The organism is Stenotrophomonas sp. SY1 (assembly GCF_021202945.1).
Classification (GTDB): domain Bacteria; phylum Pseudomonadota; class Gammaproteobacteria; order Xanthomonadales; family Xanthomonadaceae; genus Stenotrophomonas.
Genome location: NZ_JAJOYR010000001.1, coordinates 2,509,314 through 2,525,156, shown reverse-complemented (window position 1 = coordinate 2,525,156; position 15,843 = coordinate 2,509,314). Strand labels below are relative to the sequence as shown.

The window sequence follows — 15,843 nt, the reverse complement described above, 5'->3', positions numbered from 1 at the left end:
GATGGCCAAGGCCACGCTGCTGCTGCCTGCGCGCAGCCGTTTTCCGGCTGGCGCATTGCCGGCACAGGTGGCCGCCGCGCTGGGCCGCGCCGAGCGCGGCCTCGCCGATGCGGGTGAGTCGGCGCAGCTGCGCCGGCATTTCAGTATCGCCCCGGATGTCTGGTCGGCGGCGGCGTTGAGCCGCCACGCCGATGCCGGCGATGCGGAGGGCGCGCTGTGGTTGCGCGCCGATCCGGCCAACATCGTTCCGGACATGCAGGGCGCGCGGATGATGGCGTCGGCCGAAACCCTGCGCCTGGACCAGATCGACGTGGACGTGTTGCTGCCTTCGCTGCAGCCCCTGTTCGCCGGTTTCGGCTTCCAGCTGGATGCACCCACGCCTTCGCGCTGGTACCTGCGTCTGCCCGAAGACACTCCGTTGCCCACCTTCGTCGACCCTGACGTGGCGCTGGGTGATGATCTCTTCCTGCACCTGCCTGACGGTGAGGCGGGGCGCCAATGGCGCGCCCTGATGACCGAAGCGCAGGTGCTGCTGCATCAGCACTCCTGGAACGAGAAGCGCATCGCGCAGGGCAAACGCGCGGTGAATTCGCTGTGGTTCTGGGGCGCGGGCCGGTTGCCGGAGTCGGTACGCACCGCGCATGCGCAGGTGCGCAGCCGTGATGCCCTGCTGCAAGGCCTGGCCAAGATGGCCGGCGTGCGAGTGGGGGGCGAGCAGACCGTGGATGCATTGGTCGACCTGCGCCAGCTGCGTTCGCTTGAGCAGTTCGGCCGCGATGCCATCCTGCCACTGCTGGATGCGATCCAGCGCGGTGAACTGAAAGAGCTGCGTCTGGATTTTGAGGACGGCACGCATTACCGCATCGACCGGGGCCAACGTTGGCGCTTCTGGAAGAAGCCGGTGGCGACCCTCGGCGATGAGTGATCAATTGAAGATTGTCCGGCGCGAGGTGATCGATGCCGGGCAGTGGGATGCGCAGACCCTGCCATTGCTGCAGCGTATCTACGCCGCGCGCGGGGCCGGCTCGGCCGCACAGGCACAGCCCAAGCTTGGTCAGCTGCACGCGCCTGAACTGCTGGGCGGCATGCAGTCAGCGGTCGAGCTGCTGGCTGCGGCGATTGCTTCCAATAAGCGCATCCTGATCGTCGGTGATTTCGATTGCGATGGCGCCACCGCCTGCGCGGTCGGCGTGCGCGGCCTGCGCCTGCTGGGCGCGCGCGATGTGGTGCATGCGGTGCCCAATCGCATGGTGCATGGTTACGGCCTGTCACCGTCGCTGGTGGAAGAACTCGCCGCATTGAAGCCGGACCTGCTGGTGACGGTGGATCACGGCATCGCCTGTCATGCCGGCGTCAACGCGGCCAAGGCGTTGGGTTGGCAGGTGCTGGTGACCGACCACCATCTGCCGGGCGAGAAGCTGCCGCCGGCCGATGCCATCGTCGATCCGAACGTTGACGGCGATGCGTTCCCGAGCAAATCACTGGCCGGTGTCGGGGTGATTTTCTACGTGCTGATGGCGCTGCGCCGGCATCTGCGCGACCAGGGCGTGTTTGCCGAACAACCCGAGCCGGACCTGCTGGTTCTGCTGGATCTCGTGGCCGTTGGCACGGTGGCCGATCTGGTCGCACTGGATGAGAACAACCGTGCATTGGTGGGTGCTGGCCTGCGTCGGCTGCGTGCCGGCAAGGGCTGCGTCGGCCTGCGCGCGTTGATCGAAGCCAGTGGCCGCGATGCCGGCAAGCTCACCGGCAGCGACATCGGTTTTGCCCTGGCGCCGCGCCTCAATGCGGCCGGACGCCTGGAAGACATGGCGCTGGGCATCGAGTTGTTGTTGACCGAAGACCCCGCGCAGGCGCGCGAGATCGCCGCCTTGCTGGAAGAGATCAACGCCGAACGCCGTGCCGTGCAGCAGTTGATGACCGATGACGCCGAGTTGGCGGTGTCGCGTGCCTTGCTTGCCGATGACGGGCTGCGCCCTGTCGCCGCCTGCCTGTTTGATGCGCAGTGGCATCCGGGCGTGGTCGGGTTGGTCGCATCGAAGATGAAGGACAGGCTGCATCGGCCGGTGATCGCGTTCGCTCCAGCCGAGCCGGGCAGTGAAGCGTTGCGTGGTTCGGCCCGTTCGATTCCGGGCTTCCATATCCGCGATGCGCTGGCGGCGGTCAACGCCAACCATCCGGGCTTGATGGAGAAGTTTGGCGGTCACGCGATGGCGGCGGGGCTGAGCTTGCCGCTGGCCAAGCTGGAAGCATTCAAAGCTGCGTTTGAACAACAGGTGCTGGCCGTCATGGACCCGGCCCTGTTGCAGCAGCAGTTGTTGAGCGATGGCGAGCTTGCCATTGGCGAACTGGATTTCCGCCACGCCGAGGCGTTGCGTCTTGCCGGACCGTGGGGGCAGGGCTTTCCGGAGCCGCTGTTCGATGGCCAGTTCGAGGTGGTGGAATGGCGCGTGCTGAAAGAACGCCATCTGAAGCTCGTGCTGCGTCCCGTCGGCAGTTCCGCCAAGATCAACGCGATCCATTTCAGCGGATGGAAGGGTGCCGAGCCGGGCGCGCGCGTGCATATCGCCTACAGACTGGTCGGCGATGACTATCGCGGTGGCCAGGCCATCCAGTTGATCATCGAGCACTGTCAGCCCGCAACGGCGTAGGAGCGGCCTCGGCCGCGAAGCTGCCGCAGCTTCAGGCCATGCTGACATCCGTAACCGCAGTGGCTTCGCGGCAGTCGCTCCTGCTGAAGGACGCCCGATAGTGCCGAGCCATGCTCGGCACGGCCAACCAGTTGGCTTGCAGCAATGGCAGGTGGTGCGACCGCTTGAACGTGCGATAGCTTCGCGGCCGAGGCCGCTCCTACGTCTGGCTGGCCTCGCTGGCGGTGGTGGTCAACGGCGGATTAGGCACCGATTCCGAGCGCAGGCCAAACGGCGGTCGCAGCAGACGACTGCGGCGGATCAACGCATAGGCAGCGAAGCACAGTGCGAAGGTAGCCGCGATCAACAGCATCGCCTCCAGCGTCGCGGGGATGCCCAGCGGCTTCAACGCATGGGCCAGCACCACGATCACCGTCTGATGCAGGATGTAGACCGGGAACACGGCGACCGTGAGGTACCGCAGCAGCGGACTGTCGGCGTTGCGCCAGCGGTAGGCGAAGCCGAGCAGGGCGGCAGTAGCGCACCATTGGTCGATCGCCCACACCACGCGCAGATACTGGCGCAGTAGTTCGGGCAGCGGTTGCTCGTCGCCGTAGCCAGCGAAGTACCAGTAGTGGATCAGCACCGCGTAGCTGCCGGTGGCCAGCACCAATGACGTCCAGCGCAACCGCTGCAGCCTTTCCCAGAAGCGCTCGTCGAAAGCCAGAAGAAAGCCGAGCAGGAACACCGCTGCGTACTCGGCGTGGCTGTACCAGTCGTCGATCAAGGCGTGGGTCTGCTCGAATCGTGTGGCCAGCAGCAGGCGGGCGGCCGCCAGTATTGCGATCGGGACGAGCAGCGCGCGCCAACCGCCCAGGATGCGGCCTGCCAGTTGCCGCAACCGGGCCAGGCCGGCGGCCGGCAACAGGCGCCACAGCAACCAGGCCAGCAGCGTGTAGCACCACAGATAAGGCAGGAACCAAAGGTGGTTCCAGGTGGGCAGGATCAGGCAGCCGTCGCTGTCGCAGAAGCCTTGATAGGCACTCAGGTAGCGCGCGTAGAAGGCCAGGTAGGATTCGCCATAGCCGCCAGGCAGTTGCTCGACCACTTCGAGGTACGACTGCGGCGGCACGATCACCAGCATGCCGAACAGCAGCGGCAGCAGTAGCTGCCAGCTGCGCCGGCGCAGGAAGCGCGCCGTCGGACGTTGCAGCATGAATGCGGTAGCCACGCCGGAGATCAGGAACAGCAGCGACATCCGCCACGGGCTGGTGAGCAGCATGAACGGCTCCAGCGCCGTGCCCGCCTGCGGACTTTTTACATGCCAGTCCCAGCTCACGTAGTACATGCCCACGTGATAGAGCACCAGCAGCGCGAATGCGATCACGCGCAGCCAGTCCAGGTCGTGACGTCTTTGCATCGTTGGTTCCACCGTTCCACAGGACGGTTCATCAAGCCCGCAATGGTGTGGAGAAATGGCGTTGAAGGGGCCGATGGTGGCGGCCGAGGGACGAATGGCGGCTTCAAGGGGATGGACAGCCGGGGCGTTCGCCGCCCGCGCCCCTAGAATGCGCGGATGGATAGAACACCTGCACGTGATGCGCTGGAGCGCTTCGGGCCATGGCAACGCAGCGCGGAGATACTGTTCTGGGTGCTGCTGGTGACGATCAACTGCGCCGGCAATGCACTGACCAGCTGGATGGACATGCGCCGGGCCGGGCTATCGTCGCGACAGGGCTGGGAGCCCTGGGTCTGGGAGTTCTCCAGCGGCCTGATGTGGTTGCTGGTGCTGGTGCCCGCCATTGTCTGGTTCAGCCGGCGCATGCCGCTGCACCTGGATACCTGGCGACGACGCCTGCCGTGGTACCTGCTCGCCAGCGTGCCGATGTCGGTGGTGCATGTGCTGGGCATGTTCGGGCTGCGCATGCTGGCGTACCGGTGGATGGGCGAGCACTACGACGTCGGCTCATGGCCGCGCGAGATGTTCTACGAGTACCTCAAGGACGTGCGCACGTTCGTGCTCATCGTGGCCTGCATCCACGCTTACCGTTTCGTGTTGCGCCGCCTGCGCGGCGAGGTGCAATTGCTGGCCGCGCCTGACGAAGGTCCGGCGCTGGACCCGGTGGAGCGCCCAGAGCGGCTGCTGGTGCGCAAGCTGGGGCGGGACTTCCTGGTGGCCACTGCCGATATCGAATGGGCCCAGGCGGCCGGAAATTACGTCAACCTGCGCGTGCGCGGCCACGACTATCCCCTGCGCATCACCATGGCGGCGCTGGAGGAAAAGCTGGACCCGGCGTGCTTCGCGCGGGTGCATCGCAGCTGGTTGATCAACCTCGGCCACCTGGTATCGATCAAGCCGATGGACGGTGGCGAGGCGCAGTTGCAGATGGACGACGGGCAGGTGGTTCCCTGCAGTCGCCGCTATTTGCCAGCAGTGCGGGTGTTGCTGGAGGAAGGCCAGCCGGTGGTGGTGTGAGGTGAGAGCAGGTGAGTATTGAGTGCTGGTCGGGGCGTGAATCGACCGTTCTCTGCATGACCGGGCGGGTCTGAATCCTTGGTATCGACGCGGGAAATGGGCGCTGGTTTCCATGCTGCAAGCGGGTGTCGTTCGGGGTTGGGGGCAGCGGCTCCGACGAAATTCAACGGCTCACGGTTGCGGCTGTCGCATTGTGGCTACGCCCGTTGGGCAGGTGTGGCTCCTGCATCCGTTGGATCGGAGATTCCCTCCCAGTGCTCTCTTGGGACCAGTTTCGGCTGTTCGGGATCGGCTTCGTAGTTCGGCGACATGATCTGCACCCCGGCCGCATTGAACTCATCCTGGATGTTCGCGTGAAGCTCGCTCAGTATGCGCGCCCGCTCCAATGCCTCGGGAATGCGAACACGCAGGCGATACTCGGTGTAGAAGTCGGAAAGCGCGGTCTGCAGTACATAGGGCGCCGGATCCTTCTGCACGTCGGGGGTCTTGGCCGATGCCGCCAGCAGCAGCCGGTGCACCTGCCGCCATGGGCTGTCGTATCCAATGGTCACGCCTGTCTCCATCCACATGCCAGGGCCATCGGGGTGCCGCGAATAGTTGTGCAGCTGGCCAGCCAGAACGACGTTGTTGGGAATACTCACCTCCACGCCGGTAACGGTGCGGATGCGCGTGGTGAATACACCAATCTGGAGGACGGTTCCCTCCACATCGCCGCAGCGGACGAAGTCACCTACGGACATCGTCCTGGAATAGAGGATTGTGAAGCCGCCTGCGGCTTGCCCGACGATGCCGGACGCTCCGAGTGACACCATGACACCCACCAGTACGCTCAATCCCTTGAACGCATCGGTCTGGGCACCGGGCAGATACGGATAGGCCATCGCTATGGCGAACAGCCAGATCACCACGACGACCAGCTTTCGTGTCGGCTCGGCGAGCTGTCTGTCGATGCCGAACAGTTGGAACCTCTCGTTCTGAACGCCGTTGAACAGCATGCTGACCGTCCTGGCGACGAAGCGTGCGAGCAGCAGCACGAAAGCAGCCGTGACAAGGCCCGGAATGGCGGAGGCGACCGCGTGTCCCCAGGTAGCCAGGGTGTGGAAGATCCAGCTCCCCATGGCGTCTGCCCACGGGCTGGTGAAGCTGAAGCGGCCCAGGATGAAGCGGACGCACTCTTCCAGCACAAGAATGATGGTCAAGCCCGTTGCGATCCGCAGAGCTCCGTCAGAGACGGCACGCAGCACTATCAGCAGGTACTGCACCGACTCTCGTTTTGACGTGGATGTCCGGCCGGCGATGCGACGTTTCAGGAAGGCCCGCGCCTTGTTTCCAAACGACAGTATGTAGACCACCAGGACGCTTGCCAGCACCGCAGCACCAAAGCTCCAGAGGACGGACCACAGGAAATGCTGCGGTGCTCTGTCGCGTTTTGCTGCGGCAACTGCTTCGGTCAGTCGTGCAGTGGTCTGCGAACGCAGGGTCTGCAATGTCTGTCCGTGCAGGGAGTCGGCGTCGCCTGGGGTCAGTATCGTGATGAGGGTGCCGTCGAGGAGAATGATCTCGCCCTCGGTGGTCGATTTGAAGTTTGCCTTGGGAGTGCCCCAGCGGTCGGCAACGCGCCTGATGTTGGCCTCGGCTGCACGTGCTCGCAGCTCCGGTGTATGCCCGAGGAAGTTGGTGCGCAACTCCACGATATCCCGGTTGTAGAACTGCACGGTGGCAGTCTTTCCAGCCCCGGGGTCCGGTGGCGGGGCTTCCTGCGCGAATGCATTGAACGCAAGGCCGAACAGAATTCCGAATGTCGCAGCCAGCCTGGATCGCCAGCCATTGTGGGAGCGCAGTTGGATGAACACGAGGTCAGCCCCATTGATCTGATCTGTGGTGATTGAAAGCCCCAGTACGGTTTCCGGCGCCTTCTCAAACTCGGCAGACTTCCCTTTCCGACGACCACTGTCCGCTTGCCGTGAAGCTATGGCAGTTGGCCATCCAACGTCAACACGGATGCCGAGCGCCCGGGGGTCCTGGGATGGATGGAATCCGCAGTGGGAAGAACCAATCGGATGCGCATGAGCGATCCGTGCAGGGGTCTGGAAACGCGCTGACAGGGATGATGATCCGGCTTGTCAATTCACATTGATTTGACGCTCGTCTTCACATTCTGCAAGTGATCGATTGCTCGCAGTCTGCAACCCATACATCCACCGGAAGGCAGCACATATGAGGAAGCTCCCTGTCTTGAACGATTGGACGCGTTTTGCATGCTTGTTGGCTGCGCCGCTGCTCTTCGTCGCCTGTACACCAGCGTCCGACAACACCGGAGCACAACCATCCGCTGCTGAGCCGACGGCAGGAGAGCAGGGCGGTGCGGACGCCATCTATCACGGAGGGAACATCCTCACGATGGAGGGTGATCAGCCCGCCTACGTGGAAGCCGTGGCGGTAGATGATGGGAAGATCATCTTTGCCGGTACTCGTTCCGAGGCGGAGAAGTTGAAGGGGGCGGGAACGGTTTCCGTTGACCTCGGCGGAAAGACCATGATGCCGGGCCTCATCGATGGCCACGCGCACTTTCTGCAGTTCGGGTCCCAGGCCGTTGGCGCGAATCTTCTTGCTCCGCCGGACGGTTCCGTCAACACGGTGGATGACATCGTGGCCAAGCTGAAGGAGTTTGGCAGCGGGCCTGATGTCGCACGAACCGGTTGGATCTTTGGTACCGGTTACGACGACGCACTATTGGGCCGTCATCCGACACGAGAGGACCTGGACAAGGTGTCCACCGAAATTCCGGTACTCGCGGTGCATATCTCCGGTCATCTCAGCGCTATGAACACGGCGGGGCTGAGAGCGGTGGGGATTACCGCCGATACGCCGGATCCGGAAGGTGGCAGGATCCGCCGTGAGGCCGATGGCCGCACGCCCAGCGGCGTGCTTGAAGAGCTGGCCAGCATTCCCAACGTGCTCAAGATCATCAATCCCGGCAAGCAGGAGGACAAGGATTACTTCCTTGCCCGTGGTATCGAACTGGCCAAAAGCTACGGTTACACGACCGCAGCCGAAGGACGGATGATGGGCGATGCCAATGCCGATCTGATGTCCGCCGCCAAGCGTGGACTGCTCGATATCGATGTGATCGGCTGGCAGGACTACACCGGCATGGATCAGGTCGAGAAGTACTACAGCAAAACCTACACCGATCATTACCGGCTCGGCGGTTTGAAGATCACGCTTGATGGGTCGCCGCAGGGCCGCACTGCCTGGCGTACGCGCCCCTATCTGGTTCCGCCGGACGGACAGAAGGCCGATTACAAGGGCTATCCGGCGATTCCGGATACCAAACAGGTCGAGTCCTACATCGACAAGGCCTATACCAACAACTGGCCGGTGAAGATCCACGCCAACGGCGATGCCGCGGTCGACCAGATGATCGCCGCGCTTGAGCCGGTCGTGAAGAAGCATGGTGTGCGCCCGGGCGAAACCATCCTCGTGCATGGCCAGTTCATTCGCGCCGATCAGATTCCCAAGCTCAAGGAGCTCGGCATCTTCCCGTCCATGTTCCCGATGCACACCTTCTACTGGGGCGACTGGTACGACACGATCGTCGGCCATGACATGGCTGTGCAGATTTCGCCGATGCGCTCGATCATGAATACCGGCCTGCACGTGACCAGCCATACCGACGCACCGGTGGCGCTGCCAAACCTGATGCAGGTGGCCTGGGCGACGGTCAACCGCGTTTCCCGTTCCGGCAAGGTGGTCGGCGAAGGCGAAAGGGTAACGCCGTATGAGGCGATGAAGATGATCACCTTGTGGAGCGCGGAAGAGTTCGGCGAGGACGAGCACAAGGGATCGATCAAGGCAGGCAAGCAGGCGGATCTCGTCATCCTGTCGGACAACCCGGTCGCCATTGAGCCGATGAACATCAACAAGATTGTGGTGCTGGAAACCATCAAGGATGGCAAGACCGTCTCAAAGCGGGAGTAAGCGTAGTGGTCCTTCTCCAGATTGGATGAATTGATATGAGTTCCGGGGGGGGCATCCTTGCGGCGCAGAGTTCTGATCTTCAGGGCGTCGCAGGGTGCTCCCCGGAAGAAGGGATGCAGGACGTGTGCCAGCCGCAAGCAGCCGGCGAAGCTTTCAACAGGGACGGAGGTCCCGCATGAGAAGGATTCTGCATGCCCGGTTGTTTCTGCTGATGGCTGCAACTGGCCTGAGTGCCAGCCTGCTAGCGCAGGAAAAACAGCACGATGCCGATGCCTTGGCGAAAGCGCTGTCAAATCCGGTGGCGGCGCTGATCAGCGTGCCGTTCCAATACAACTACGATGCGACCTATGGCGACAACGGAGAGCGCAACACGCTCAACGTGCAACCGGTTGTACCGGTGTCCATCTCCGAGGACTGGAACCTGATTTCGCGCACGATCCTGCCGATCATCGAACAGCATGATGTTGTCCCCGGAAGAAACCAGTTCGGTCTCGGGGATACGGTGCAGAGTGTGTTCTTCTCACCGAAGGCGCCCACCGCGTCCGGCCTGATCTGGGGCGTGGGGCCGGCGGCGATGATACCCACCGGTACCGACGACCTGGGTGCTGATACCTGGGCAATTGGCCCGACGTTCGTGGTGCTCAAGCAGGATGGGCCGTGGACCTATGGCTCGCTGGTCAATCACCTGGCGGACGTGGGAGGTAGTCGGCGTGTCGACATCAGCGCGACGTTCTTCCAGCCATTTGTTTCCAGAAGCCTGGGGAAGGGGCAGACGCTTGCATTCAACTTCGAGTCGACCTACGACTGGCACGCCGGTCAATGGACGGTTCCGGCCAATCTGACCTACAGCAAGGTTTCCAAGATCGGGAGCCAGATGGTCAGCTATACCGGTGGGGTAAGAGGATATCTGGAAGGGCCAGCCGGCCACCCGGACTGGGGTATTCGATTGGCCATTACATTGCTGTATCCCCGATAGAACGTTGATTGTGCGCAGGCAGATCGCTGCGCTGATAGCAAAGGGGAAAAGGGGTGAGCGACGCGCGGGTTCTCCTTCTCCGGTTGCTGCAGATCGGCAAATCGTTGTTCGGGATTTCATCCCGGCGCCTGCGTCTGTCGTTTCAAAAAGAAAAGCCGGCACATGGCCGGCTTTTCCTTGTGTAGCAACCGCAGAAGGCTTACTTGCGGCGAGCCAGCAGGCGGTAACCGCCGGTGGCGCTGGAGTCGAAGCTGTGCGCCATGACCACGTAACGGCCGGGTTCCAGTTCCACTTCCAGTGACGGGTCCAGGCTGGAATCGCTGTCATCCTGCTGCGCGACTTCCTCGCCGCCACGCATTAGCGTGACCATGCCGTCCAGACCGCCGATGCCGGTCATGCTGATGACGTACTTGCCCTTGCGCGGAATCTCCAGGGTGTACAGGTCGCGGTTGCCCGGGCGCAGCTGGCCCTGCACTTCACGGCCGATCTTCAGTTCCGGACGGGCAGCGCCATCGGGTGCCGGCGAGGTGGCGGTGGTCAGCTGGAACACGCCACCACGGCCGTTCACCGAACGCACCGACACGTTGTACTCACCGGCATCGAGCACCTGGGCCAGACGCGAGTTGGTGCCATTGCCGGCGCCGTCGTCATCGCTCAGGCTGAAGTCGGCGCCCTGCACGGTCAGCACGGTGTCCATGTCGCGGCTGCTGGCGTCGAACTGCACGCGGCGGCGCTCGGGCAGGGTGAACACGAAGCTGCGGGTGTCTTCGGCGTTGGCAAAGCCGCTGGCCGTGCCGTCGAGCGGCAACGCGGTGCCGTCGGCGAACACCAGGCCTTCGGGCAGGTCGGCCTGCTCCACGCCCAGGTAGAACGCGCCGCTGCTCTCGTTGAAACCGGTGGCGGTCAGCGTGTAGCGGCCCGGCTGCAGCGGTGCCAGCAGACGGGCATTCATGTGGTTGCCGCCGTCGTCATCTTCCATGTTGATGCCGTTGCCGCTCAGCGCGATCTGGGAATCGAACTCGGTGGATTCCATGTTGATCGTGTACAGGCCCGGCTTGTCGACCTGCAGGGTGTAGGTCTTGTCGCCGTTCTGCAGCCAATCGGTGATGCGGCGGCCAGCGGTCAGCGGCTTGCCGTCATAGGCGGCGATGGTGTCGGCCGAAAGCTGGAACGGGCCGAACGCACGCGCATCGGCACCGCTCACGGCGATCATGTACGGGCCGGCCTTGTCGGCGCGGATGCTCAGGGTGGTGGTGCCGCTGTCGTCAGCTTCGGTGCGGCCAACCAGTGCGTCGCGGTGGAACACCGACAGCGAGCCCTTGAGCGCGCCCTGCAGCGTCAACGAGACCGCCTGGCCGGCGGCCAGCTGCAGCGAGAACAGCTGGCTGCGGGTGCCATCGCTGAAGTTGACCGGGGTGGAAGAGGTGATTTCGCCGGAGACGTCGCCGTTGACGGCGAGGGTGCGGGCCGGTGCGGCGGCGTGAACGGGTGCATTCACCGCGGCGGCGATGGCCAGGGACAGCAGTCCTGCTGCGAGTCGCTTCACTTCAATTTCCTTATGGGAGGGAACAGATTGCGTTGTTCGGGGCGCTGCACCGGGGGATGCAGTGGCCCGATGCGGGTATGCCGGCCTGCCGGGAAGGCGAGGCCGGCGGAAAATTACTGGATTACCGCCGCGTCGGCGCTCGCGCTGGCGGCTTCGGCAGCGGCTTCGCTGGCGGCGTCCTTGCGGTTGCTGTTGGCCGGTGTGGCCGCGTCGCCGCCCAGGTCGGTGGTTTCCAGTTCGAACACGCCCTGGCCGTTGAGGCTCCTCACCTCCACGATGTAGCGGCCCGGCTTCAACGACTGGATCAGCTGCGCGTTGGTGCCGTTGCCGCCGTCATCGTCTTCGGCGTCCACGCCCGGTCCGCTGATCTTCAGCACCGAGTCGAAGCCGTCGGCAATGGCGTCGAACTGGACCAGCTTGGCGCTCTCCAGGTTCAGTACGAAGGTGCGGCGGCCGCGCGAATCCATCATTGCCGGCGCGGTCTGGCCGATGGTCAGTGCGGTGCCGTCGCGGGTGACCAGGTTGCCTTCAGTCGGGGTCAGCGCCACGCTGAGCTTGAACGAGCCGGTGGTTTCGTTCATCGACGAGGCGCCAATCGTGTAATCACCCGGTTCCAGATAGGCCTGGATGCGGGCATTGAGCTGGCCGCCGCTGTCGTCGTCCTCGACCTCCACGTTGCGGCCGTTCAGATTCAGGAAGGCGTCGATCGCGCTGGACTCCATCTTGATCGAGTACAGGCCCGGCTTGTCCACCTTCAGCGCGTACTCCTGCTTCTTGCTCATCAGCCAGTCGATGGCCTGGCTGCCGGCAGCCAGCGGCTTGCCGTCGTAGGGCACCACGGTGGCGGTCTTGAGCTTGAACGGGCCAAAGCTGTCGGCGCCGGCACTGTTCACGGCGACCAGGAAGCTGCCGTCCTTGGGCGCACGGAACGCCAGGCTGACGCCGCTGGTGGAGGTGCTGTCGCCTTCGCCTTCGTAGCTGCCGGTCGATGCCTTGGCCAGCATGCTCTGGCCGTCGAACACCGCCAGCTGGCCGTTGAGCGCGCCGCCCAGTTCCAGCGACAGCGCCTCGCCACTCTTGAGCGTGACCTTGTAGCTCTGGTGGCGGCTGCCGTCGTTGTAGTTCAGGCGGCTGGTGGAGGTGATCTCGCCGGCGACGGTGTCGCCGACTTTCAGTTCGGGGGTGTTGTCGGCAGCAGCGCCGGTCAGCTTTTGGCAGCCTGCAAGCGCGATTGTCATCGAAAGAGCCACGAACAGGCGGGCGGGGCGAGTATTCAAGCGTGAGTCCTTGTAGTCATCGAAGGGGGTTTCCGTTCCCCGCCAAGGCGGGTGCTGTGGGGATTCTACCGACAAGCCGGCGCCTGTTCAGTGACAATTGCTGACGTCAGCTGCGCCTCCCGGCGGATGCTAGAATTGCCAGCTTGTCTGCCTTTTCCTAGACCGACCATGATTGAACTCAATCCCATCCGCCAGCGAATCGCCGATCTGACCGATCGTGTGGTCTCGCTCAGGGGGTATCTTTGACTACGACGTCAAGAAAGAACGTCTCGAAGAAGTAACCCGCGAGCTGGAAAACCCCGATATCTGGAACAACCCGGAGTACGCCCAGACCCTGGGTCGTGAGCGCTCCATGCTCGACAAGACCGTCACCGGCATCGCCGATGTACTGGACGGCTTGTCCGAAGCCACCGAACTGCTTGAGCTGGCCGAAAGCGAGCAGGACGAAGATACCGCCGTGGCGGTGATCGCCGACCTGGACAAGTACCAGGCGCACATCGAGAAGCTGGAATTCCAGCGCATGTTCTCCGGCGAGATGGACAGCTGCAACGCATTCGTCGACATCCAGGCCGGTGCCGGTGGCACCGAAGCCCAGGATTGGGCCGAAATGATGCTGCGCATGTACCTGCGCTGGTGCGAATCGCGCGGCTGGAAGACCGAGCTGATGGAAGTGTCCGGTGGCGATGTTGCCGGCATCAAGTCGGCCACGTTCCGGGTGGAAGGCGAGTTCGCCTACGGCTGGCTGAAGACCGAGATCGGCGTGCACCGCCTGGTGCGCAAGTCGCCGTTCGACTCGGACAACCGTCGCCACACCAGCTTCACCTCGGTGTTCGTGTCCCCGGAAGTCGATGACAACATCGAAATCGACATCAATCCGGCCGACCTGCGCACCGACGTGTACCGCTCCTCCGGTGCCGGTGGTCAGCACGTCAACAAGACCGAGTCGGCGGTGCGTATCACGCACATCCCGACCAACACCGTTGTCGCCTGCCAGACCGGCCGCAGCCAGCACCAGAACCGCGATACCGCGATGAAGATGCTGGCCGCCAAGCTCTATGAGCTGGAAGTGCAGAAGCGCAACACCGAGCGCGATGCCCTGGAAGCCACCAAGTCCGACATCGGCTGGGGCAGCCAGATCCGCAACTACGTGCTCGACCAGAGCCGTATCAAGGACCTGCGCACCGGCATCGAACGCACCGACACGCAGAAGGTGCTGGACGGCGACCTGGATGAATTCATCGAGGCCAGCCTGAAGTCCGGTCTGGAAGCGGGCGCCAAACGCAGCGACGCGTAATCCGGAGTGGCCCTGCACGGGCCGCTCCCTTGTTGTGTTGTACGGTGCGGCAAGCCCCGCCTGCCGCATCCTGTTTTCTCCCCCCAAATGAATCCCAATGCCATGAACGAACAGACCCCGGTAGCGCCGCAGCCCCCCGTCGACGAGAACAGCCTCATCGCCGAGCGCCGCGCGAAACTCACGGCACTGCGCGCACAGGGCATCGCCTACCCGAACGACTTCCGTCGTGAAGACTTTGCCGGCACGTTGCAGGCCGAGTTTGCCGATGCCGAAACCTGGACCGGCGAAGCGCTGGAAGCATCCGGCCGCACGGTGAAGATGGCCGGCCGCCTGATGGCCAAGCGCATCATGGGCAAGGCCAGCTTCGCGCAGATCCAGGACGAAACCGGCCGCATCCAGCTGTTCCTGCAGGCCACCGTGCTCGGTGACGTCTACGCCGCCTTCAAGGGCTGGGACGTGGGCGACATCATCGCCGTCGAAGGCGGTCTGACCCGCACCAAGACCGGTGAGCTGTCGGTCAAGGCCGAAAGCATCCGCCTGCTGACCAAGTCGCTGCGCCCGTTGCCGGACAAGTGGCACGGCCTGGCCGACGTCGAGCAGCGCTACCGCCAGCGCTACGTGGACCTGATCGTGACCCCCGAGTCGCGCGAGGTGTTCATCAAGCGCTCGCGCATCATCCGCGCCATGCGTGCGTGGCTGGACAACCGCGACTTCCTGGAAGTCGAAACGCCGATGATGCATTACATCCCCGGCGGCGCGACGGCCAAGCCGTTCACCACGCATCACAACGCGCTGGACCTGGACCTCTACCTGCGCGTGGCGCCGGAGTTGTACCTCAAGCGCCTGGTGGTTGGTGGCCTGGAGCGCGTGTACGAAATCAACCGCAACTTCCGCAACGAAGGCGTCAGCACCCGCCACAACCCGGAATTCACCATGATGGAGCTGTACGAGGCCTACGCCACGTACAACGAAGTGATGGACCTGACCGAGGGTGTGATCCGCGATGTGGCGCAGCAGGTGCTGGGCACCACCGATGTGGAATGGGACGGCGTGCAGATCAACCTGGGCCCGGCCTTCCGTCGCTGGCGCATGGATGAGGCGGTGCGCCACTACAACCCGGAGATCAGCCTGGCCGACTGCACCGACCGCGATGCGCTGCTGCGCCATTGCGAGCGTTTGAAGATCCGCGTCAAGCCGTCCTACGGCTGGGGCAAGCTGCTGCTGGAAATCTTCGAAGCCACCGTCGAACACACCCTGGTCCAGCCGACCTTCATCACCGATCACCCGGTGGAAGTCTCGCCGCTGGCGCGCGCCAGCGACACCGATGCCGGTTATACCGACCGCTTCGAGCTGTTCATCAATGGCAAGGAAATCGCCAACGGCTTCTCCGAGTTGAACGACCCGGAAGACCAGGCCGCGCGCTTCCAGGCGCAGGTGGAAGCCAAGGAAGGTGGTGACGATGAAGCCATGCATTACGACTCGGACTACATCCGTGCGCTGGAATACGGCATGGCACCGACCGGCGGCCTTGGCATCGGCATCGATCGTCTGGTGATGATGCTGACCGGCCGCGCCTCGATCCGCGACGTGCTGCTGTTCCCGTACATGCGCCCGGAAGCCTGAGGTTTCCATAGGTGAGCCTAAAAGCCCCCCGCAGTCGCGG

General features: G+C 63.7%; 11 protein-coding genes. 7 read left to right on the top strand and 4 right to left on the bottom strand.

What is annotated here, in order from left to right:
- Position 1: 1 nt before the first annotated feature.
- Both LR961_RS10655 and recJ read left to right on the top strand, forming a co-directional pair.
- A complete protein-coding gene (locus tag LR961_RS10655) occupies positions 2–925 on the top strand; it encodes a phosphoglycerate mutase (protein ID WP_232148881.1) in 924 nt (307 codons plus the stop codon).
- Positions 918–2,651, top strand: a complete 1,734-nt coding sequence (gene recJ / locus LR961_RS10650; protein ID WP_232148879.1) for a single-stranded-DNA-specific exonuclease RecJ — start codon at positions 918–920, stop codon at positions 2,649–2,651. Before LR961_RS10655 ends, recJ begins: the two co-directional genes overlap by 8 nt.
- Before the next feature lie 199 nt (positions 2,652–2,850).
- Here recJ and LR961_RS10645 read toward each other — a convergent pair whose 3' ends face one another.
- Complete coding sequence (locus LR961_RS10645) at positions 2,851–4,050, bottom strand: acyltransferase family protein (protein ID WP_232148877.1); 1,200 nt, start codon at positions 4,048–4,050, stop codon at positions 2,851–2,853.
- Between the two features lie 156 nt (positions 4,051–4,206).
- Here LR961_RS10645 and LR961_RS10640 point away from each other — a divergent pair, with 156 nt between their 5' ends.
- Positions 4,207–5,106: a LytTR family DNA-binding domain-containing protein gene (locus LR961_RS10640; protein WP_232148875.1), complete on the top strand. Its 900-nt coding sequence runs from the start codon at positions 4,207–4,209 to the stop codon at positions 5,104–5,106.
- A 197-nt stretch (positions 5,107–5,303) separates the two neighbouring features.
- Here LR961_RS10640 and LR961_RS19330 read toward each other — a convergent pair whose 3' ends face one another.
- Positions 5,304–6,959, bottom strand: a complete 1,656-nt coding sequence (locus LR961_RS19330; protein ID WP_232148872.1) for a mechanosensitive ion channel family protein — start codon at positions 6,957–6,959, stop codon at positions 5,304–5,306.
- 382 nt (positions 6,960–7,341) lie between these two features.
- On the opposite strand from LR961_RS19330, the gene LR961_RS10630 reads away from it, so the two are divergent.
- Together LR961_RS10630 and LR961_RS10625 are read left to right on the top strand one after the other, a co-directional pair.
- The gene (locus tag LR961_RS10630; RefSeq protein WP_232148870.1) at positions 7,342–9,087 is read left to right on the top strand and encodes an amidohydrolase; all 1,746 of its coding nucleotides are present in this window, start codon (positions 7,342–7,344) and stop codon (positions 9,085–9,087) included.
- Between the two features lie 199 nt (positions 9,088–9,286).
- Positions 9,287–10,063, top strand: coding sequence for a transporter (locus tag LR961_RS10625; protein ID WP_232148868.1), 777 nt, complete (start codon positions 9,287–9,289; stop codon positions 10,061–10,063).
- 199 nt (positions 10,064–10,262) lie between these two features.
- On the opposite strand, the gene LR961_RS10620 is transcribed toward LR961_RS10625, so the two are convergent.
- Positions 10,263–11,609, bottom strand: a complete 1,347-nt coding sequence (locus tag LR961_RS10620) for an ABC transporter substrate-binding protein (RefSeq protein WP_232148866.1) — start codon at positions 11,607–11,609, stop codon at positions 10,263–10,265.
- A gap of 113 nt (positions 11,610–11,722) precedes the next feature.
- A complete protein-coding gene (locus LR961_RS10615) occupies positions 11,723–12,886 on the bottom strand; it encodes an ABC transporter substrate-binding protein (RefSeq protein WP_232148865.1) in 1,164 nt (387 codons plus the stop codon).
- A 168-nt stretch (positions 12,887–13,054) separates the two neighbouring features.
- Here LR961_RS10615 and prfB point away from each other — a divergent pair.
- Together prfB and lysS are read left to right on the top strand one after the other, a co-directional pair.
- Positions 13,055–14,180, top strand: a protein-coding gene (prfB, locus tag LR961_RS10610) for a peptide chain release factor 2 (protein WP_232148864.1) whose coding sequence is annotated in 2 segments (ribosomal slippage) — positions 13,055–13,129 and positions 13,131–14,180 — 1,125 coding nt in all. Because the reading frame shifts where the segments join, the coding sequence is not laid out codon by codon here.
- A gap of 102 nt (positions 14,181–14,282) precedes the next feature.
- Positions 14,283–15,803, top strand: coding sequence for a lysine--tRNA ligase (gene lysS / locus LR961_RS10605; protein ID WP_232148862.1), 1,521 nt, complete (start codon positions 14,283–14,285; stop codon positions 15,801–15,803).
- Positions 15,804–15,843 lie beyond the last annotated feature (40 nt).

Coding starts and splice junctions, on each gene's coding strand:
- LR961_RS10655 (WP_232148881.1), top strand. CDS start 2: ATGGCCAAGGCCACGCTGCTGCTGCCTGCGCGCAGCCGTTTTCCGGCT.
- recJ (WP_232148879.1), top strand. CDS start 918: ATGAGTGATCAATTGAAGATTGTCCGGCGCGAGGTGATCGATGCCGGG.
- LR961_RS10645 (WP_232148877.1), bottom strand. CDS start 4,050: ATGCAAAGACGTCACGACCTGGACTGGCTGCGCGTGATCGCATTCGCG.
- LR961_RS10640 (WP_232148875.1), top strand. CDS start 4,207: ATGGATAGAACACCTGCACGTGATGCGCTGGAGCGCTTCGGGCCATGG.
- lysS (WP_232148862.1), top strand. CDS start 14,283: ATGAACGAACAGACCCCGGTAGCGCCGCAGCCCCCCGTCGACGAGAAC.